Here is a 21,095-nt window from a genome sequence, read left to right as displayed (position 1 = left end):
ATCTTGTCTTTCGCTGTATATTCCTTTCCTGCCAATCATTCACCTTCTTTCATTCTCAATTTGTTTACCAATCACAACCATCCGCCCGTTTTTATGGGAATACTCACAGGTTGACAGTGTGATCAGCTTGTCTCCATACTGTGCTGTATAACCAGTGTCATAATATGACCGTTTCTTGCATTCTTCAATAAAAGTCATATAATCCTCAGCATCTTCTGCCTTGGTGAAAGAGTAGTATTCAAAATCATATCCTGTATAAACCGGTATGGCAAATGCCGCTATAATCTGATATTGTTCTTCCCCATGCAGTGTGCTGTATTGGATTACCGGGTGTTCCTGAAAGAATTCTTCTGACTTATATTGATCCAAAGCTGCAAACATTTTCCCGGAACTCATGTGATGGCCATAAATAATCAGATTTTCTGCATCCTCTGGATCACACAGTTCAGAAAGAAATGGAGTACCGCTTACGTCATATTCCTTCTCAAAATTTCTCCTGAGATAGTAATTCTTTTCTTCCGGATGATACATGACTGGATAATCAATTGCTGTCCCTTCAATTTTAATCCAGCCGATGCAGTCCGGATTCATTTCGTGCAAAGCCAGAAGGCCAGGATCAACAATAGCAGGAGAATTACTGTCTCCCTCGATATCATCTTTATTATCATTAGTTTCCTGTTCTTCATGGACTTGTCGAATAGAGTCGAATCCTGTTTCGCTTTTTTGATCTTGCAGATACATACCCATCAGAAAGTAGAGGCTGATGGTGAGAAGGATAATGGAAACTACAAACAGAATCCTCGATATCCATTTTCTCATTTCCTTTCTGCCTCCAGTTTCTTTCGTTCCTCCACTTCTTCCGGTTTTGTTGTCATCAGCGAATACAGTTTCAAGCTCTTATCAAACTTATCCTTAAACGGAATGATGATATTTCCGTAGAACAAAAGTCCTTCGCCTTCCCCGGAATTCGTCACATAGGATAATTGATATGGTGAAATGTTCAGTTGCTTTGCCAGAATCTGTCTGTCGCCTGCAGCCTGATTCAGCATCAGGATGAAATCACTGTTTTCAAAGATATTTTCAATCTCCCGGCTGGCCAGAAGGTCTTTGATATTCTGAGTGATTCCTGTGGGAATTCCACCCCATTTGCGGAATCTCTTCCAGATTTCCACAGAATAAGCTGCGGTCTGTTCCTCTTTCAGAAGAAGATGGAATTCATCGATATAGTATCTGGTAGATTTCTGTGAGCCCCGGTTAATGGTAACACGGTTCCATACCTGATCCTGGACAATGAGCATTCCCAGTTTTTTCAACTGTTTACCCAGCTCCTTGATGTCGAAGCAGACAATCCGATTATTCAGTTCCACATTTGTCTGATGGTTAAACACTTTCAGAGAACCATTAACGTAGATTTCCAGTGCTGTTGCGATACGCTGGGCCTGGGGCTCTTTCTGCTTTCTCAGGCAGTCATACAGATCTCCCAGTACCGGCATATTTTCCGGTTTCGGATCTGCAAAATATTTCTGATATACAAGGGGAAGACACCGGTCGATCACTGATTTTTCCTCTGCCTCAATACCATTTCTGGTTCCCATGATCAGCTCACACAACGACAGGACAAAATCTGACTTCACACCCAGTGGATTATCATCATCGGAATAATCCATATTGATATCCATGGGATTAATATAATCCTTGCTGGTCGGAGAAATGTGGATAACCTGACCCCCAAGGGCATGAACCAGTGGATAATATTCTCCCTCCGGATCACCGATGATAATATCGTCATTTGTCACGAAAAATGCATTTGTAATTTCTCTCTTAGCCGCAAAGGACTTTCCGGATCCAGGTGTACCGAGGATCAGCCCATTCGGGTTTTTCAACTTCTTCCGATCTACCATGATCATATTGTTGCTGAGGGCATTCAATCCGTAATAAAGGGATTCTCCACCCATGAACAATTCCTGCGTTGTGAAAGGAACAAAGATAGCAGTGCTGGTCGTAGTCAGTGCCCTTTTGATCGGCACATGATTGACACCAAGCGGAACACTGCTCATCAGCCCTTCCTCCTGTTGATAATCCAGTCGCCTTAACACACAGTTATATTTCTGAGCGATGCCGGCAGTCTGGAATACTGCATTTTCCAGATCCTGTTTACTTTTTGCTGTATTCAAAAAGAGCGCAGTTACCAGGAACATACGCTCATTTCGTGACTGCAGATCTTCCAGAAGTCTCTTTGCCTCGCCACCATACGTATTCAGGTCTGACGGGATGATGTCCATATCATATCCGGAACGAACTGCCTTTTTCTGTTCTTCAATTTTCATGCGGTTGATATCCGTCACCTTGCTTTTTACAAGCTTGATGGCTTTCATCTGATCCACCGACTGCACATGCAGGTTTACGATCAGATCCTTATCCATATCCAGAAACTCAGCCAGCATTTTATCGGTAAGCTCCGGAGCAAGAATCTGCAGATAGGAGACTGCGCCAATCGTTATCCCCATCTGGAATGTCTTCCCTTCTTTAAATACAAAGCTGGTCGGTGCCACATAATCCTTTGTGCTGAGACCGGTCCGGATCATGGAACCATAATCAAACTGGAAATCGGCACTGGCATCCGGATTAAATGTTTCATACATAATCTGAAGCCGCTCCACACCATTGAGTGGATATGCCGGTACACCAAGCACCTTGAAATTATTCAGTATATCCGACTCGATACGTTCCAGCTTCGGTTTCGCCAGCTTGATATTCTCCGCTTCGATAGAAAACGTGATATATTTTGACTTTACCAAACCGTTATTGCCCTTTGCCAGTTGATGCTTCAGCATCTGTGCATATTCCATGCGGACATCATCAAACTCATCATGCTGAGGCCGGATACGGATCACATTCTCAAATTCCTTCATATTACTTTTGTGATTGATAAAGCTCAGCTGGAAATGGATGCTGCTGTCAAAATAGTTGAGGAAATCACACCAGTTTTCAAAAATAGCATTCTTATCCTCATTCTGTGCCAGCTGATAGTTGATATCATAAAACCGGATACATTTGGAATATGTATTTCCCTGTACCCGGCAGATCCCATCCTTTCCCATCTCTTTGTATCGGATCGTCTTTTGTACCGAAAGGCGCTTTTCTTCTTTTTTCTTTGACCTTTTGGTGCTGTTATTTTTTCTTTTTGACACCTGTCTTTCCTCCCTTCTTTTCTCTGGATGCATTTTTCGAACCGGTTGTTTCCGGATTCGATTCATAATAATTCTCTGTTTCATAGGTTCTGACCGGTGGCCGGAACACTTTTACATTCAGGATGTGCAAGATCATATCCTCCAGATGCATCCCGTCTTTTTCATACATAGCAAACATAAATGCCGGTAACATCAAAATCACCATAACAGTAGCCGCATTTGACATCCCAAGTATTCCTCTTGTGAGGAAATAAAACGGAATACCAATCGCTGCACCGATACCGATGCAGATAATCTGTCTCTTTGTCAGATTAAAAGCCACTTTATTTTTTACGTTTGTCAAATCTTTTGGAACACTGACATATGCCATGGTTTATCTCTCCTTCCTGTGATTAATTTAATGGGCATTAAAAATCGACTTGCTCAGGGATCCTGTCTTAAACAAACTGAAACACAGGATGACTGTATAAGCCATTACGCCAAATAATGAAGAACTCAGATTATCTGAATACTGGATACCCGCTACCAGCACAGCATAGATAGCGACGCAAACCATCATCAGAAATGCCTGGAATGCCAGGGCAAAGAGTCCTCTGAAATAATTGGTTCCGATCTGTCCCCACTCTCTGTTGCTCATTGTGGCGAACGGAATCGGCGCGACCGAAGTATAAAGGTAAATCTCAATCATACGTCCATATAGAATTACGGTGATCAATACAGACATGATTCTCATACAGAAGCTGACGATCAGGGTTTCCAATGCCAACACTACTAATTCTCCAATCTCCATGGCTTCCAATGTAGCCTCCAGATCGGTCAGTGCCGAGCTGATATCAATGGCAGTACTGCCTGTGACCACACCGGATGCAGCATTTACTACATGCTGACCCACATCAAAAACAGCCATTGTAATGGTAAAAGTATTGCTTACCAGATACACTGCGATCCACATCTTCACAAAGTATTTGAAGAACATCCATGTATCAATATCATGCATGTTATTACGCTCAGTAAGCATGGAAATTAGTTCATAGCAGAGCACAAACGTAATGATGATACCTGCAATCGGTAAAATTACCGAATTGGACAGGTTCTGGATCATACTGAATATGCTGCCATTCCATCCCTGGGGAGTCTGTCCAACCTGGCTTGCAATCTCACCAGTTTTCTGATTGACATCAGTAAACATCTGATCCAGGTTGGAATTGATCATCCCTGTCAGGAGTTCCCTCATCCATTCTTCGATCGCATCAAAAATCTGATCGAACATGGATAACTACTCCTTTCTCTTAACCAAACAGTCCACTAAGAAGCGGAATTAACTGAGTACCGATGAGAATTACACCACCACCGCTCATAAGCTGTTTGATTCCCTGAGACTTTGCCCCCGGATTGTCATTTCCATAACCTTCCATCAGGTTGATGACACCCCAGACTCCAAGGCCGGCCCCGATGGCAACTACCAATGTCTGCAAAATATTAATTGCGCTCGTAAAAAATCCCATATATTTTTTCCTCCTTCATTTGATTTTTCTTTTCTTCTTTCTTTTTCCGGTGTTCCTGTCTCCCCAGGAACAGGGCGATCTGTTTCTTATCCTCATACAAACCTCCATCAAACAAAAAAATCCGCTCCCTATGGAACGGTTCTTAATACTGTCTGCTTCCTATTTCTTTACAGGCTCCACAAGCAGAAGCAGATATGCCATATGAGTTGTCAGCTCTGCCATTTCATCATCAAATAAAAATGTCGAAGCTACCACCTCTCCTGCGGCATATCGGTTATCACATCTGGACCGGAGCTTATCGATCAGCTCACCAAAATATGCTTTACACTTTTCCGTGGGGATCAATGCTGCAATCTTCTCCATGTGAAAGATAAACGGAATATAATCCTCTTCAATAGAAGTAAATTCAAATACAAAGAGGGATTCACTTCTCCCCCTGCGTCTCATTGTTCTAATCCACATATCGTTCTCCTTCCTCAGCCTCTATGGCTGCAATGTCTTCTTTCGTTATTTCGTATTCATGCATTTCAAATGCTGTATCCCTGGAAATAACCAGCTTGTGTTCCAGATACTTTTCGATATCGAACTCATTTTTCCTGTTGTAATCAGAAAGTTCCTTATACCTTCTGTGCTTCGTAATATCATATTTGTCACTGAAAAACGGACGAACACCCCGAAGCTGCAGGATACACTTATTGCCATCCATGACTGCCAGCTCATCCCGGCTCATCAGATCTTTTCCTGTCTTCTGATAATTCAGTCCATAGGAGCGGTTATTCCCTCTGGTATCTGATGTGTTATACAGATCAATGGTCTCTTTCCCCAGTGTCTCGGATATCTCCTTTAGGGTAGAACTTTCTTTTCCACCAAGAAATAAGACCGTATCACAGTTGCCTATGATGGTTTCTGCCGCATCCTTATAGATTGTTTTTAGCTGGGACTGTGACTGCAAAATAATAGAAGCCGATATTTCGCGGCTTCGGATCGTAGCAATCAGCTTGTCGAATTTTGGAATCTGCCCGATATTACTGAACTCATCCAGCAACAGACGGACATGATAAGGCAATCTTCCTCCATGCTCATCATCTGCTTTATCGCAAAGCAGATTGAAAAGCTGGGTATACATGATAGCAACAATAAAGTTGAAGGTGTCATCTGTATCACTGATAATGACAAACATGGCTGTCTTCTGGTCTCCCAGCATGTCAAGCTCCATCTCATCGTATCGTGTCAGCTCCCGAAGCTCTGCAATATCAAATGGGGCTAATCTGGCACCACAGCTAATTAAGATAGATTTGGCAGTTTTTCCGGCTGCCAGCTTATATTTGCGGTACTGGCGTACTGCAAAATGTTCCGGATTCTCCGCTTCCAGTTCCTCAAACAGTTCATCCACAGCATTTTTAAATTCTTCATCCTCTTCCCTGGTTTCACTGGCATTGATAAATTCCAGAAGAGTAGCAAAGTTCTGTTCTTCCTCCGGTGCTTCATACCAGATATATCCAATAAGGGCGGTGTACAGAAGACGTTCCGCTTTTATCCAGAAATCCTCAGCTGCTTTTTCACCTTCTCCTTTCGTATTTGCAATGATCGTATTCACCAGTTTCAAAATGTCTTTCTCACTCCGAATATAATGGAATGGGTTGTAATGCATGGACTTTTTGAAATTGATCGTATTCAGTACCTTGATCCGGTATCCATGCCGGACTAACATTGTGCCGCATTCAACAATAATGGTACCTTTCGGATCTGTGACCACATACGATACGTTATCCGGCATCTGCATGAGGTTGGGCTTCACATAGAATCGTGTTTTACCGGATCCGGATCCACCGATGACGATCACATTTTTGTTTCTTGCATACTTCGGAAGTTTCGGGCGGCTGTTCATAGTCAGCCTCTCCGTCTGTGTCAGGATGATATTATTTTCAAATACCGGATCAATAAATGGTTCAATGTCTTTTTCATTTCCCCATCTTGCAGAACCGTATTCTTCGCCCTGCCGGAACTTTTTTGCATTTTTCCCTTTCATGTACACAACACAGCGGAGAAGTAACGCCCCGATGATACCGGCTAAAAGATCCCGGATGTGGAAGCTTGGTATCCACGACCGGAAAGCTACTGGAAGATTCATCAGCATAACACCAAGCTTTTGAACCACAGTTCCGCCGATACAGTGCCGGTAAAGCCATGCACATTTCTCTACCACATAGAAAGCGATGAGATAGGGAATATTCATAGCAACCAGCTTTTTAACACTGACCTTTGATAAGCTTTGCTGGATTGCTGTTTCCAACTTTCCCGGACTTCTGGCTTTTGGTTTCTTTTTACTCATCGCTGCTGTCCCCTCACTTTCTGTTTCACTTTTTCTCTCTGGCGGTGTTTAACGTTCATCTTCTGCACAGACTTCTGCAGTTTCTTCCGCACAGAAGGCTTTTTGGATTTCTTCATGGAAACTCCTGCATATTCCTTAAATGCAGCTGTCATCACATCCACATCCTTCGCCTTAAAGAACACCAGATATCTTCGTGGTGTCACACTGTCGTCCCTTTTCAGGCTGTAATCAATGCCATATTTACGGGCAACCCGGTCAAAGGATTTGATATTCTGGTTTGTGATCTGAATATTGGTCAGCTGCGCTCCCTGTTCCTGCAGCTGCTTGATTGTCTGCTTGCCATGGGGCTTTTTCTTTTCCTGTCTTTGCTTTTCTTTTTCAATCCCACGCTCCCTGGCCTGTCCCTGCTTTTCTGCCTGTTTGATCTGCGATGATTTCTGTCCTTCACGCTCCAGCTCCATAAGAAACTTTCTCATGGCTGCTTTTACCATAGAAGCAGTAATCCTGGCTCCCTGTACACTGAGCGTAATAATCTTCTCATTTACCTCTTCCTGCATTTATCCACCTTCCTTCTCAATCAGGGGAAGAATTCCCTGTTCTTTTAAAAACTCATATAAAAATCTTCTGCCTTTCTGTGTCCATTCTGTCTGGATCCTCACGACCGGGCCGGTGCGGTTTGGATGCATATAGATTGTTCTGCTCTGGACATAACCCTTCCCGGCATAATCAGCATATAACACCCATTGGTCATTAACTTTATACTGGATCCTAAAATCATGAAGAAGCCGGTTAAATGAAACCGCGCTGTATCCATAATCTTTTGCAATCTGTGTGACCAGAACAGATGAGGGGGAATTCATGATCAGATCCAGATAAGCAGCCTTTGGTGCCATATCTTCCAGAAGCATCTGATGTTTGATCAGCTGGTCGCCAAGCTCCGTACATTGTTCCTGCAGCTTTGCAATCTGGGAATTGGCCAGCTGCAATGCTCTTGCCATCACCTGTTCCGGCTGATTCCATGCTTTTTCCAGCTCCAGAAAATACTGGCGATACAGTTTTCCTTTCTCATTTCGAAGGAGCATACAGATGTGTTTTGCCATATCCACTGTAATATAATGATCAACACTGCATCTGCCACCGGTACTTTTATTCATTTTTGGATAAAAGTCCTGACCACTCACAAAACCAAGGGAAATAATACGGTCGATCCAGACACTGTACTGTGTCTTAATACCCAGAGCCTCATACAGTTCTCTGGCACAGATTAAGGGACGGTCATTTTTAACTTCCACTCGCAGCATCGGTATCATAGCATCCGCCTCCTTTTTTCCCGCGCATTTCTTTTTGGAGCTTTGCAATACAGTATCCGATACAGGGTGTATGCTTCCCATAAGGGCAGGTTCTGCAGTTCCCTTCCTCATAATCATTTGGCTCCTTCTTTTCCTCCGGCATCAGGTAATAACATTCCGGCAGAATACAACCTTTGTTTTTGCCCTGCCACCAGTAGCAGTAGTCACAAGACTTTGGCTTGTCTTCCAGATACTTTCTTCCATCAATCTTTGCTCCCGGTAATATCGTTTCTTTTCTTCCCATGTTTTTCCTCATCTTTCTGAAATGCATTAAGGGCATTCATGGATCTCCTTTCCGATTTCCACAAATGCCCTTATGCTTCTGGTTCGTCATTATTTTGTTTCTAAGTTACTATTTACGCTTTCTTCTGATTCCAAAAGCGACTCCAAGACCACCGGCACCGATACCGAGCAGGAGCAGCCACAATTTCATGTTGCGTTCATCCCCTGTTTTCGGTGTATCAGCCTGAACAGCCGGTTTTGCTTCATCCACCATTGTTACATGCTGAACCTCTCCGGTATCCTTCACTTCAAATTCCACATCATTGGCAACCAGATATCCATCCGGTGCGGTTTCTTCACGAAGCGTGTATTTTCCAATCGGAAGCATTTCAATATGATGTGCTTTTTTTGTGGAAGTCCAGCTTTCCACAACCTTTCCATCCTTGTCCAGGATTGTGAGTTTAGCACCCGGAAGTTCCTTCCCTGCAATATCCTGTTTAGAGATTTCCACTTTTGTCACATCATCCTTCATCTGATGCTTCTGAATCTCAGCAGTATTCTCTACGGTAAACTCTATACTTTCTGCTGTCACGTATCCATCTGCAGGCTGCGTTTCTACCAGAGTATATTTCTTACCAACTACCAGTTCTTTGATGACATGAGCCTCTTCTGTGGAAGTCCACTCTTCAACGGTATTTCCATCCTCATCCACCAGTTTCAGCTTGCAGCCCGGAATTTCCTTTCCACCAGTCAGATCGGTCTTCGTGATCTCAACTGTCGTTGCTTCATCCTCAAAAGTAAGATCGACAACAACAGAATCTTCATTTTCACCGGCATAGGAAACAGTAAATTCCTGTACTTCCTCTGCATTTACAAATCCGGCTGGCGCATATAGCTCTTTTACATAGTATTCAGCATCAATCGGAAGATCTGTCATAAAGGTGATCTTTCCTTCAGCATCAGTTGATTTCAGCTCGATAATCTCATCTGCCTCAATCAGTACTTTTCCGGTGGTAGAAGACTTGATATCCTCTTTGGCATAAAGACCAAAGACGCCGCCTTCCAGAACACGATCCTGATCTTTTTCCTTTTTCACAAGATTAATGATCACTCTCTGACGGTGATTCTTCCAGTCATCATTATAGGTTACAACCGGTGTATTCTGATCCACATAGCTTAGATCCACATGACGGATTTCTGAATCCAAAACATATCCGTGAGCTGTTCCCACTTCTTTGACATAGTATTTGCCCAGTGGAAGATTACTCAGTTTTGTAATGCCGGTTTCATCTGTCGTCATCGTTGCCACCAGCTCATCTGCCTTATAATAATCTTCGCTGACACCATCCGCAGCCTTGATATCTTCCTCTGCATATACTTCGAAAGTAACATCGGTCAGGCTGCCGGTAATATAATGGAAAATATGTTCCACCACACCTTTGATCTGATCTACAAGAGACACCTCATTCAGGAATTCTCCCTTTTTATTCAGGATTAGTTCTGCAACCGGCACCTCGTCTTTCATTTCCACTTTCTGGATTTCTGCAGTATCTTCAATCGTAAAGGTGATATCATTTGCAACAAGATATCCATACGGAGCAAATTGTTCGCGAAGTATATAGGTCTCTCCAACGGTCAGACGTTTGATCACATGGGATTCGTCTTTGGAAGACTCCCAGCTGTCGATGATATTTCCATTCTGGTCAAGTACCTGCAGGTACGCACCATCCAGTTCTTCGCCTGTGGTGATATCGGACTTCGTGATTTTCACAACTGTCGGCTCGTTTTTCTTAACTGCTTTCAACTCAACGGTCTGAATGTCCTGTCCCTGATAAGAAGCATCAAAGCTCAGGATCTCATCAGAAGAAACAAAACCGGCAGGAGCATGAAGCTCTTTCACATAATACTGTCCGAGAGGCAGATCCAGTGTACATTTTGCCTGACCATCTTCATCGGAAGTCATCTCCTGAAGCAGGGTATCTGCTTTTATGATTACCTGGCCATCTTTATTGATGATATCTTCGGCATTGTAGATTCCGAAGACAGCACCCGGTACGACATTTCCATTATCTGCATCCTGTTTCTCGACAGAAATCGACACTTTCTGTCTTTCATTGGTGAAGGACACCTGGTCAAATACAACCGGGGTATTCTGATCTGCATATACAAAAACAGCTTTTTCACTGTTCTCATTGTGAACAAATCCTTCCGGTGCCTTGGATTCTTTTACATAATATTCGCCAAGAGGAAGATCTTTCACATACGCATATCCATCTTCATCCGTAGTTACTTTTGCCACCAGGGCATCCTTTGCATAATACAAGGTACGGTTTCCATTTTCATCCACCTGATGATCGGCAGTAAAAATATCTTCTGCAGCATATACTTCAAATGTAACGCCTTTCAGTCCACACAGCTCATACTGGAAATCATGATCATAACCGGCAAGAAGTTCTCCCTGTTTGAAAATGGTCAGGTCTCCCTTAACCGGATGATTCTCATATTCCACTTCGATAATGGCATCTTTACTGGTCGGATCGATCATATAGGCTGTGTTAGTATCTACAGATACCGTTACATAAGCAGAAGACTGTGTATATCCCTCCGGCGCAGTCACTTCTTCGATTCTGTAATTTCCGATCTTCAAATTGTTCGGAAGGATCAGATATCCATTCGCATCGGTAAAATATGATTTGTGAACTTTGGTAGAAGGATAAGTAGTAACCTGCTCGACATATTTCTGATGATCCAGATCATATACTTTAAATTCTGTATTTGCCAGAAGCACACTCTTCTTTGTTTCATCATCTTTCTTGATGATCTTCAGCTTTGCCTCAAATTCCTTATCTAGAAGCACACGCCATACCTGCGGAGTGTCTGGGTGATTCTCATTGATTGTAACGATAAAATCATCCACCGGTTCATAGTTGTGTTTACTGGTTGTCTCTTTTACCACGTATGTTCCATACGGAAGTGGAATAGAGCAGGCATAACCCTTTTCATCTGTAAACATCTCTGTTTTTCCATCTGCTGTGATAACAACTGGATTCGCAGAAGAGAAATCATAAGACCCATCTGCTTTTACTTTCAGATCACTTGCCAGCCAGGCAGAGAAACCAATACCTTTCAAAAGATCGGCATCTGTTTTCCCGTTATTCGCTGCCTTGATAATCTGAAATGGCTGTTTGATCACATCTTCTTTGGAAATTGCTTTTCTTTCTACAACTGGTACATTTGCACCTTCGTAAGAGCAGTCTACCTCATGTTCTTCCTGATCCAGCAGATATCCAACCGGAGGAGTCAGCTCTTTAAAATAATATTTTCCCAGATACAAATTGGAAACCGAAGCCTGTCCGTTTTTATCTGTAGTCAGGGATGTGATCTGGGTTCCTTTCTTATAAAGGACACCTGTTTTCCCATCCGGATGTACAATATCCTCACGTGCAAATAAGCCATAAACAGCACCTTTCAACGTTGCATCACCCTGTGGGGTATTTCCTGTCTCGGCATCCTGCTTATGAAGGGAAATCGTTGCTGTCACTCGTTTATCGGTCACATTCATATTGGATGTTTTTCCAATATTCAATGTTACATTGTAAGCTTTTGCATCAATCGTATATCCTGTCGGAACGGAGATTTCTTTCAGATATACAACTTCCTGTGTCTTCTCAATCGTAACTTTTGCTGCACCATTGGCATCCGTTGCCGGCATCTGTTTGATCAGCTGTGTACATGCAGCATCGCTATAGATACCATAAACCGCACCGGCCAGAGTATTAGATGTCTCACTGTCTTTTTTCACGATAGAAATATAACATTCCTTGGTCCATGTTACTTTGAAATCCACATACTTTTCATTTCCGACACCTTCACCAAATACCAGTGCAAGATCCTGTGTGGAAGATCCTGTTGTTATCTTATAGGCAGAATACTCTTTATCAATGCTTCCTTTCATCTTTGAAGAGAATAAAGCACCCACATCCTCAGCCTGAGATAGTGGGGCAGTAAGATAGAACTGTGTTCCACCGCAGATTTCAACACTCGCACCTGCCGCACTGGTTTTGCCGGTAGTCACATTCACAAGCTTTACTCCCTGTGGAAGTTTAAAGGTAATGGTCTGCAATTCATCTGCTTTGAATGTAATCGTCTTTGTTCTCTGGATATTTCCTTCCACATAAGCGTTCACATCACTATCAGAAAAGCTCATATCCACATCCGGGATATCCGGCATATTGATACAGTAGTTATAAAGCTCCTTAGCAAGAGACCGTCCGGTTGCGTTCGTACCGGAATCCCAGTCACTGGATCCGTTGGCATATGCTGCCGCAAGGTGTGTGATAATAAATCTCTTACCAGCAGAGAAATCCGGGTGTTTTTCATCAAAGAATCCATTCTCGTCACTGGCTTTTGTTCCATAGTAACAAACCTTTGCCAGAGTCTTGCCATCAGATAATTTTGTAATAGAGTACGTACCATCATCCGGTCCATTCTTAGATGGCTGAACACAATATGCTGTCGCTTTGATTCCACCCCAGGACACATAATATGGTGCTGTAATGTAAGAACCTAATCCATAATCAGCATAATGATACCAGCTGCCTCTTGTAATAGATACGGACTGGCTACCGGTTTCTGCAGCCGCTAAAAGCATCGGCATTTCAAAAGTGACCATTTCTCCGGCTTCCAGTTCATTTAAGGCAATTCCCTGATCTACCGCCTCTTCCATAACTTCTGAAAGAGTAGTACCGGTTTCCGGATCAACCGTCTCCTGATTTTCCGTTGATTCGATCTCTGCATCAAATTCTTCCTCGGTGATTTCTTTCCCGGTAACCTCTGTTTCTGTCTCAGCTTCTGATACATTTACCGCTTCATCCGTTTCCGGCTGTTTCATTTCGGAAGAATCCGTTTCCGATTCATCATCACTATCCTCAGATTCTTCTGTTTCCCCGGTACCGGAATCCTGATCTGAAGAACTATCCGAATTCACAGTAGTGTCAGCTTCTTTTGAAACATCTTTTACCGTAATGTTTCTGCTGATCTGATACACCGGATGATCTGTTTTCTGGGGTTCAACAGAATATACCGTTTTATAGATATCTGCATGATCCGTAGAAAACTCTTTCCCTTCATCATTCTGGGCTGCCATGAGCTTCACTTTGGCTTTTTCACTGTCCGGAATCTCAATTCCGGAAAAGTCTGCTTTTACATCGAATCCAGACCCAACCGTTACTTCGATATCTCTGGCAGTTACCACTTCATCCTGATCCAGCTGATCTTTAATTTCCTCGTAATAAGGGATTCTACTGTCAGCTTCATCTGCGGGAGCAGCATAAGCAATTACCGGAGAAAGGGCATTGGTAAACAGTGTAATAGCTGTCAGCATACCTGATACAATTCTCATTGTTTTTCTTTTAAATTTCATGTTCTCATCCTTTCTTATTTGTCTGTATACGAAATGTTTCAGTGTAAAATTTCATATCACTTCATTTTCCTCACATCCTCCTCTCGTTTCAGATTTGTACTATTTGGGACAGTCAGCACTCACGCAAATCTCGTGATTTCTGAGATAACAGCACAAAGATGTGGCGGTATTCACGAATCTCTGTAAACACCGCCACATGGTTTCTACTGTCATCCTCCGATTTGGATTCAGACAAATAAATATTCTATTTTGAGCATTTTCCTGTTTTCATTCCCAGACCCGTTCCTGTTTCGGTTTCCATATTTCCGAAACGTATGCTCTGGCCAGATACGCGAAAGATGCATATTCAAGCCAGGTATCATTCTGGGCAGGCTATGAAGTTTTCAAGGTACGTCGGAAATAAATCCTTATACCTATCCAAAGATTCAGAGCCTCTTATACAACATGGATTGAAAATTATTTTTTATTTCTTTTTCTTTTGACATCACTTGGATTAACTTGCATATAGTTACGGATAATCACAAGTGCTCTCTGGATCAGTCCACTAGCTGCCTGCTGAGAGATTTCGAGATTCTTTGCAATCTCAGCCTGAGATGCACCTTCACAATAATATGCAATTACTGCATATCTCTGTCGTTCATTCAAAAGATCTGAAATTTCTCTCATCATTTCATTCCAAAGCACTTTTTCTGTCATATCAGGTACACAACGGGCTTTGATACTAAAGAAATCATTCTCCTCAATATCAATAGAAATCACTTTATGATTTGACAGAATTCTCCGTCTGCTGTCTTCTACACGATCCATACCAACCATCAGCGGTAAGATGTACCAGTTTTCGTTTTCAAAAAAGTCTGCTCCAAAAGCATCTTTTCTGCCATCTACCGCGCTGTAATCATAGTCCTTACATTCATGTAAGCGAAAAACAGTTCTATGTCTTCCCTCTTCATACAAAACATATCCGTTATCATAAACACTGATTTCCACACCATCTTCGATAATTTCTTTTACAACAATTTCCGCACCTGTATTCAAAAGCTCCTTTTTTCTCAAAATCACTTTTTTCTCGTCTGCAACCGGAACTCTCTTCTTTAAGTCTTTTAATGTCATCATATGGACCACCTTTCTGCCTTGCGGCTACGGGTGATCCAGTCTGCATTTGTTTGGAATATAAAAATTGGTAGCGGAAACAGTCCCGGACCAACCCGTTTTTTTTAAACGGGAGTCCGCGACTCCTCAGCTACCTTTTTCTCTGATGTGTTCTACCTCCTTATTCTCTTTTCATTGCATAATAAACAACTTTTTGAGGCCTTTCATTTTTGCAGATATTCTGTTTTTCATATTTTTCCTGTGTTTTCAGAATAAAAAATCCCTCTATCTATCCAAAGTCTCAAGGGTTCTTATACAACATGGATCTTGAAAAAAATAAAAAAACCGGCAAAACAAATGCACTTGATCGTACAGAATCGAAAATGATTCCATAAACCAGTTACAAATGTTTTGCCGGGCTCTTAATGATTCCAGTCAGATTCAGCTCCTTGACAAACTCTTGATATCCGGTGCAGTCTTGATGGTTCCAGCCAAATTCACCGCCCTGCCGGATATCTCATTCTTATTCACTTTTATGATTTCTTTCCGGAAGGATTCATAAACTTCCTGGAATAAACGGACATCCTTTCTTTCAACTGTTCATCCCGGATGACCAGAGGACGGACAGAGACAATATCATCTTTGACCAAAATTTCCAATGTACTCCTGCATTTTTTGCAATCCACTTCTGAATCGCTCTGTGCACTTTTCTCCAGAAATGCTCCACAGACAGAGCAGTGTACATGCCATTTAATATTACCTGATCCCATAGGCTTCCTCCTTTAAGCAATAACATATGATCTTTCATTTATTACTCAACGGATCCAAGGGAAATAAAAATCCGCCTTATGAGCATCATGGTTGTCCATTCCGTAAGCGCCAAAGCTGCGCGGGCAATCACGATTTCCATATTCAGACTGGCTTTGACAATCTGTTGTTTTCATTTCCGCTTCCTGTCAGCTCCCACTCGCCGCCGGTTTTGCGGAAACTTCCACAAAAATAATTAACAGGGTTCTTCTAATATTTCAAACACATTTCCAGACAGATCTGTAATATCTGAAATTGGTATCTCTGTATCTCCAATCCGGAGATGGATCTGCAGATCAAAGAATTCCACAGTTCCTTCAATGGTACAAAGCTTTCCTTTTCCCGGAAATTCCATACTCTCGACAAAATATGTTGCCTGAATCCACATACCTGTAGAAAGATACTGTAACTTTCTGTCCAGTTCCTGCTTCTTTTCCTCAGACAGATCCTTTCTGGATTCATAAAGGATCTCTTTTTTCCGGACCGACTCTTCAAATCCCCGAAGAGCAGCAAACGGTGCAAACTGCTTTGCCCGGTGTCCCACATCCATCTTTCGCCGGTTGGACACCGGTCTTGGCATATAAATTAATTTTGCATACGCACTTGCCATCATGATCTATGCACCTCCTTATGCACGATGACCGCCAATCTGATTATTTCGTTCTCTGTATGTAGAGCAGTCAAGCAGATTAGCTCCCCGCATAATCGCATTTTTTCCATATTTCTTTTTTACATCCAGAATAGCCTGCTGTAAGTTCTTTTCCTTTTCGACTGTAGCCGGATCTGTAAACAGATCATACTGCAGATATCCTTCCGGCATGACCCGGTTGGCGCAGATCTCGATCCTCCGGATCCCTGTATGACGGTCTGTAATTTTCTGATACAGTTTATCCACTTCATCCATGATAGTGCTGGAACTGTTTGTCAAAGATGTCAGCCGCACGGTCCCATGGGATGAAGGCCGCTCATATCGATGATCATAAGCAATCCAAAGTGTGACAGAGCCAGTGATCAATCCTTTAGACACCAGATCCAGAACAAGAACGTCTGTCATTTCCCGGACAACCACCGCTGCCTCCTCAAAAGAGTAATTCCGCATGAGGACCTGCCCGTTAGACAGGCTGTGTTCCTCCGTGTGGTAATTCTTGATATCATGAATATCACAGGATTCCAGCCCCCAGGCATGATCAATCAGCAGTTCTGCATCGATTCCAAACATCTTATAGAGCCACTCCTCAGATGTAACAGACGTATAAGCAATATCTCCCATGGTATGGATTCCATAACCGGCAAGTTTCTTTTCTGTTCTGGAACCAATCCTCCAGAAATCACTGAGCGGACGATGATCCCATAACTGCTGTCTGTAGGATATCTCGTTCAAAATACCAATGTGATCCTCCACATGTTTTGCCACAATATCCATGGCAACCTTTGCCAGATACAGGTTCGTACCGATCCCTGCAGTAGCAGTAATACCGGTTTCTTTCATCACCGCATCCATAAGCTCAACCGCCATTTCCTTTCCTGTCATATGATAAAGGGACAGATAATTCGTCACATCCATAAAACATTCATCAATACTGTATACATGAATGTCCTCTTTGGAAACATACCGGAGATAGATACTGTATATTCTGGCAGAATAATCAATGTACAACTGCATTCTCGGCATGGCTGTAATATATTCAATACCTGCCGGAATCTCATGGATGCGGCACCGGTTCTTCACCCCCAGCTTCTTCATAGCCGGAGTAATAGCCAGGCAGATCGTAGACTGTGATCTTGTCGGATCCGCAACGACCAGATTTGTCTTAAATGGATCAAGGCCTCTTTCTACACACTCGACGGACGCATAGAAGGATTTCAGATCGATACAGATAAAAGACTTCTGACGTCCCATTTTTTCACCTCTTTTGCACGTAATTTCCTATTTTCTCTTCTAATTGCTTCTTCCTACGTCATTTATTCACATTCCAGATGCAATAATACAACTGAAAACCCGCTAAAATAGGCAATTTATAAGAGATTAATATTGACATTATAGGAAATATTGTTTATATTATATGCAAGTAATTGCTTATCTGTTGTGATTCACATTATAGGCAATCAATTTCGCATTGTCAAGAGTTAACTTGCGTATTTTAGGAAATTACTTTCCTGCTTTTGCTCCGGGATAAGTCAATAAACCTGAAATAGCTTAGAAATGAGGTATTGTTATGACATTCGGTGAGAAAGTAAAAACATTGAGAAAGACAAAGGATATGAGCCAAACCCAACTGGCTCAGGCAGTCGGTGTATCTTTAAGAACAGTGGGCGGATGGGAGAAAGAAGGACGTTATCCAAAACAGCATGAACTTTATCAGAAACTTGCGGATACTTTGGGATGTGATGTTTCTTATCTCATGACAGAAGAGGAATCCTTTATTACAGAAGCCACAGAACAATATGGATCCAGAGGAGCCAGACAGGCACAGCAAATTCTGGAACAGGCAGCCGCTATGTTCGCCGGTGGAGAATTATCTGATGAAGATAAAACCGCTTTCATGGATGAGATCCAGATGCTTTATCTGGATTCCAAAAGACGTGCCAAGAAGTTTACACCGAAAAAGTATCTCAATGAAAAGTAAGTGTCCTTTTTATTGTACAGCATTTGGAGTACATTATACTTGTGGGGAACTCTCCGCATCTTTGAGATAACGGATCTTTTGAGGTGATTTATTTGGGAAATAGTTATATCTACGCAAAAGTGGAAAAACTGGTCAAACGCTTTAAGACCAGAGACCCTTTTGAACTTCTCGACTGCATGAACGTCGTAGTCGGAGAAACATCGAATTATAAGAAATTAAAAGGTTACTGCTTCATGAGCTGCCAGACGATCTATGTCATGATCAGCAGTTTCCTTTCTGAAGAAGAGCAGCGCATCGTTGCTGCACACGAACTGGGGCATATCATCCTGCACCGGTCACAGCTGAAAATGGCTCCCATGAAGGATGATGTGCTTTACAATATGATGGATTCTACAGAATATGAAGCCAATCTGTTTGCTGCAGATCTTCTTCTCGAAGACGACGATGTGGCTGAAATGTCCAAGAACGAAGACCTGAATTATTTTGGATTCTGTAGCAGCCTGAATGCCAGCCCGGAACTCATGAGCTTCAAGCTCTACAGCCTGATGAAACGCGGGCAGGCTTATCATATGCCGATGGAGATACAGAGTAATTTTCTGGCGAAATAGAATAAGAATTAAACAAATCGGAATTTATCAGAAAATGAGGAATAGTTGAAATGGAGGCGCTATAATAACATGAAGATTGAAGGGAACCAGAAAGAACTGGATGCAATGGTAGAATTTCATAAGGGAAACCGTGTCGAGGGGCTGAGACTGCAAGAAGAATTTGCAGCGGAATTTCGTAAGGAGTATAAAGACAAAGATCACTGTCCTTGCCTGAAAGCCTGTCGTTATCACGGAAACTGTAAGGAATGTGTAGCAATCCACAGAGCACATCAGGAACATGTTCCTAATTGTATGCGACCATTGATTAATAAAAAATTGAAATTGATGTCAGAATTAACAGAGCATACCTTGGCAAATGAAATAGAAGCTCCACATGAGATTTTAAGAAAATAGGCAAGTCAAATTCAAGTTTACAGAACTGAATCAAAAGAGCTCGAAGGAGCTCTTTTTCCTTTTTTATAATAGTATCATTATGGTATAATAGAGACATTAAAATCGGAAGTTGGAGGATACACGCATGAAAATTGTAATCATTAATGGAAGTGCCAGAAAAGGAAATACGCTGGCAGCAATCAATGCATTTATAAAAGGAGCGTCAGAAAAGAATAAAATTGAAATCATTGAACCCGACAAACTCAACATTGCACCATGCAAGGGATGTGGTGTCTGTCAATGCTCTAAGGGATGCGTCGATAAGGATGATACAAATTCTACCATTGATAAAATTGCTGCCGCAGATATGATTCTTTTTGCTACACCAGTTTATTGGTGGGGAATGTCAGCACAATTGAAACTTATCATTGATAAGTGCTACTGCCGTGGATTGCAGTTAAAAAACAAAAAAGTTGGCACAATTGTTGTAGGTGGTTCTCCCGTAGGCAGCATCCAGTATGAGCTGATTGATAAGCAGTTTGACTGTATGGCAAAATATCTTTCATGGGATATGCTTTTCAAAAAATCATATTATGCAACAGCCAGAGATGAACTTGAAAAAAATAAGGATTCCATGAACGAACTTGAGTGGATTGGAAAAAATTTATAAAGCACACACCAAATTCCAGTTTGTAGAATTGGAATAAAAAAATCAGGACGTAGGGGATTGAAAACCTACGTCCTGATTTTTGTACTACCTATCCTTAATATACATCTCGATCAATTTATTCAAAGACACTTCAAACCTTTTATCGTCTGCCTCTGTCCGCTTTGCCGGACCTTTCAAATGATGTTTTTTCTTTGAGTTTCTGGCTTTCTTCGTCAAATGTCGTTCCATCAGCATCTGATCTATATTTTCATCTGTATACCATTTACCGCTCTGATGGATACCATATGCACCTTTACCCAGAATCATTGCCGCGACACCATAATCCTGCGTTACAACAATGTCTCCTTTCTGGCACAGACTGACCAGTTTAAAATCTACTGCATCAGCACCGGCTCCCACTGTGATTACTTCACTGTAATCTGAATATAAAACATGTATGAAACCAGATAAGGAGAAAACGTAAATTGTGTTAATGATAGCAGACATGAGTATGGAGTGAATATCTTATTTGGAGGAAAAACAAATGGTACAATCAATCTTTGAGGAAATGGGCGGCAGATACGAACGGCAAGGCGAATACATTTTACCCTGCCTTACCATACCACCCGAAAAGGAACAGTCGATAGACTTATTCGGACGGCGGCACTTGGACTATCTGCGGGAGTACCGCAAAATTACATACACCAATCTTCTCACAAGCGGCAGGCTCAATGCTTACCTTGCCGACATTGACAGACAGGCACAGGAACACTTTGAACGGCTCATAGAGGGCATGAAGCAAGCACAGGGCATAACGGAATGCCTAAAGGAAGAAAACGCCTTAGAATGGACTGGAAGAACGAATAACATAAGGGCTTGTGCGAGGGAGATTGTGGAAAAGGAAATTATTTTTGCATAAACA

Annotated in this window: 22 protein-coding genes; 5 read left to right on the top strand and 17 right to left on the bottom strand. The window is 42.2% G+C overall.

Going from position 1 to position 21,095, the window contains the following annotated elements; all coding sequences use genetic code 11:
* Positions 1-39: 39 nt before the first annotated feature.
* From srtB to ACTNDQ_RS09785, 16 genes are all read right to left on the bottom strand, one after another.
* On the bottom strand, positions 40-819 hold the full coding sequence (srtB, locus tag ACTNDQ_RS09860) for a class B sortase (RefSeq protein ID WP_235232811.1): 780 nt from the start codon (positions 817-819) through the stop codon (positions 40-42).
* Positions 816-3,224: a VirB4-like conjugal transfer ATPase, CD1110 family gene (locus tag ACTNDQ_RS09855; RefSeq protein WP_235232848.1), complete on the bottom strand. Its 2,409-nt coding sequence runs from the start codon at positions 3,222-3,224 to the stop codon at positions 816-818. Before ACTNDQ_RS09855 ends, srtB begins: the two co-directional genes overlap by 4 nt.
* Positions 3,172-3,561 carry a PrgI family protein gene (locus tag ACTNDQ_RS09850; protein ID WP_235232810.1) on the bottom strand — a complete coding sequence of 130 codons (390 nt, stop codon included), beginning with the start codon at positions 3,559-3,561 and terminating at the stop codon, positions 3,172-3,174. Before ACTNDQ_RS09850 ends, ACTNDQ_RS09855 begins: the two co-directional genes overlap by 53 nt.
* Before the next feature lie 27 nt (positions 3,562-3,588).
* Complete coding sequence (locus ACTNDQ_RS09845) at positions 3,589-4,461, bottom strand: VirB6/TrbL-like conjugal transfer protein, CD1112 family (protein ID WP_154432965.1); 873 nt, start codon at positions 4,459-4,461, stop codon at positions 3,589-3,591.
* Positions 4,462-4,480: 19 nt separating this feature from the next.
* The gene (locus tag ACTNDQ_RS09840) at positions 4,481-4,696 is read right to left on the bottom strand and encodes a Maff2 family mobile element protein (protein ID WP_154580940.1); all 216 of its coding nucleotides are present in this window, start codon (positions 4,694-4,696) and stop codon (positions 4,481-4,483) included.
* A 159-nt stretch (positions 4,697-4,855) separates the two neighbouring features.
* Positions 4,856-5,158 (bottom strand): hypothetical protein, encoded by a 303-nt coding sequence (locus ACTNDQ_RS09835; RefSeq protein ID WP_235232809.1) that lies wholly within the window; start codon positions 5,156-5,158, stop codon positions 4,856-4,858.
* A complete protein-coding gene (locus ACTNDQ_RS09830; RefSeq protein ID WP_441064504.1) occupies positions 5,148-6,932 on the bottom strand; it encodes a VirD4-like conjugal transfer protein, CD1115 family in 1,785 nt (594 codons plus the stop codon). Before ACTNDQ_RS09830 ends, ACTNDQ_RS09835 begins: the two co-directional genes overlap by 11 nt.
* A 92-nt stretch (positions 6,933-7,024) precedes the next feature.
* A complete protein-coding gene (locus ACTNDQ_RS09825) occupies positions 7,025-7,585 on the bottom strand; it encodes a PcfB family protein (RefSeq protein ID WP_235232798.1) in 561 nt (186 codons plus the stop codon).
* Positions 7,586-8,338, bottom strand: coding sequence for a phage antirepressor KilAC domain-containing protein (locus ACTNDQ_RS09820; protein WP_235232797.1), 753 nt, complete (start codon positions 8,336-8,338; stop codon positions 7,586-7,588).
* Positions 8,310-8,621 (bottom strand): hypothetical protein, encoded by a 312-nt coding sequence (locus ACTNDQ_RS09815; RefSeq protein WP_235232796.1) that lies wholly within the window; start codon positions 8,619-8,621, stop codon positions 8,310-8,312. Before ACTNDQ_RS09815 ends, ACTNDQ_RS09820 begins: the two co-directional genes overlap by 29 nt.
* Before the next feature lie 108 nt (positions 8,622-8,729).
* Complete coding sequence (locus ACTNDQ_RS09810) at positions 8,730-14,021, bottom strand: SpaA isopeptide-forming pilin-related protein (protein ID WP_441064472.1); 5,292 nt, start codon at positions 14,019-14,021, stop codon at positions 8,730-8,732.
* Positions 14,022-14,477: 456 nt separating this feature from the next.
* Entirely contained in the window at positions 14,478-15,074 is a 597-nt protein-coding gene (locus tag ACTNDQ_RS09805; protein WP_441064471.1) for a sigma factor-like helix-turn-helix DNA-binding protein, read from the bottom strand.
* 569 nt (positions 15,075-15,643) lie between these two features.
* Positions 15,644-15,880 carry a hypothetical protein gene (locus ACTNDQ_RS09800; RefSeq protein ID WP_154580941.1) on the bottom strand — a complete coding sequence of 79 codons (237 nt, stop codon included), beginning with the start codon at positions 15,878-15,880 and terminating at the stop codon, positions 15,644-15,646.
* A gap of 45 nt (positions 15,881-15,925) precedes the next feature.
* A complete protein-coding gene (locus ACTNDQ_RS09795) occupies positions 15,926-16,054 on the bottom strand; it encodes a hypothetical protein (RefSeq protein WP_268825326.1) in 129 nt (42 codons plus the stop codon).
* A 59-nt stretch (positions 16,055-16,113) separates the two neighbouring features.
* On the bottom strand, positions 16,114-16,530 hold the full coding sequence (locus ACTNDQ_RS09790; protein ID WP_235232794.1) for a YolD-like family protein: 417 nt from the start codon (positions 16,528-16,530) through the stop codon (positions 16,114-16,116).
* A 15-nt stretch (positions 16,531-16,545) separates the two neighbouring features.
* The gene (locus ACTNDQ_RS09785; protein ID WP_235232793.1) at positions 16,546-17,817 is read right to left on the bottom strand and encodes a Y-family DNA polymerase; all 1,272 of its coding nucleotides are present in this window, start codon (positions 17,815-17,817) and stop codon (positions 16,546-16,548) included.
* A gap of 316 nt (positions 17,818-18,133) precedes the next feature.
* Here ACTNDQ_RS09785 and ACTNDQ_RS09780 point away from each other — a divergent pair, with 316 nt between their 5' ends.
* The 4 genes from ACTNDQ_RS09780 (at position 18,134) to ACTNDQ_RS09765 (ending at position 20,194) form a co-directional block, all read left to right on the top strand.
* Positions 18,134-18,544 (top strand): helix-turn-helix domain-containing protein, encoded by a 411-nt coding sequence (locus ACTNDQ_RS09780; RefSeq protein ID WP_235232792.1) that lies wholly within the window; start codon positions 18,134-18,136, stop codon positions 18,542-18,544.
* Positions 18,545-18,636: 92 nt separating this feature from the next.
* Positions 18,637-19,152 carry an ImmA/IrrE family metallo-endopeptidase gene (locus ACTNDQ_RS09775; protein ID WP_235904598.1) on the top strand — a complete coding sequence of 172 codons (516 nt, stop codon included), beginning with the start codon at positions 18,637-18,639 and terminating at the stop codon, positions 19,150-19,152.
* A 69-nt stretch (positions 19,153-19,221) separates the two neighbouring features.
* Complete coding sequence (locus tag ACTNDQ_RS09770) at positions 19,222-19,545, top strand: hypothetical protein (RefSeq protein WP_004613237.1); 324 nt, start codon at positions 19,222-19,224, stop codon at positions 19,543-19,545.
* A gap of 124 nt (positions 19,546-19,669) precedes the next feature.
* Positions 19,670-20,194 (top strand): flavodoxin family protein, encoded by a 525-nt coding sequence (locus ACTNDQ_RS09765; protein ID WP_055176454.1) that lies wholly within the window; start codon positions 19,670-19,672, stop codon positions 20,192-20,194.
* Positions 20,195-20,278: 84 nt separating this feature from the next.
* Here the strand turns inward: ACTNDQ_RS09765 and ACTNDQ_RS09760 are convergent, their stop codons facing one another.
* The gene (locus ACTNDQ_RS09760) at positions 20,279-20,680 is read right to left on the bottom strand and encodes a DUF188 domain-containing protein (protein ID WP_268826466.1); all 402 of its coding nucleotides are present in this window, start codon (positions 20,678-20,680) and stop codon (positions 20,279-20,281) included.
* Between the two features lie 37 nt (positions 20,681-20,717).
* Between ACTNDQ_RS09760 and ACTNDQ_RS09755 the strand changes: the two genes are divergently transcribed.
* Positions 20,718-21,092: a TnpV protein gene (locus tag ACTNDQ_RS09755; protein ID WP_015535394.1), complete on the top strand. Its 375-nt coding sequence runs from the start codon at positions 20,718-20,720 to the stop codon at positions 21,090-21,092.
* Positions 21,093-21,095 lie beyond the last annotated feature (3 nt).

The sequence above is a fragment of the Blautia massiliensis (ex Liu et al. 2021) genome (assembly GCF_052064225.1).
Lineage (GTDB): Bacteria > Bacillota > Clostridia > Lachnospirales > Lachnospiraceae > Blautia_A > Blautia_A fusiformis.
Note: the sequence above shows the minus strand (reverse complement) of the source record. Positions and strands in the feature narration are given on the sequence as shown.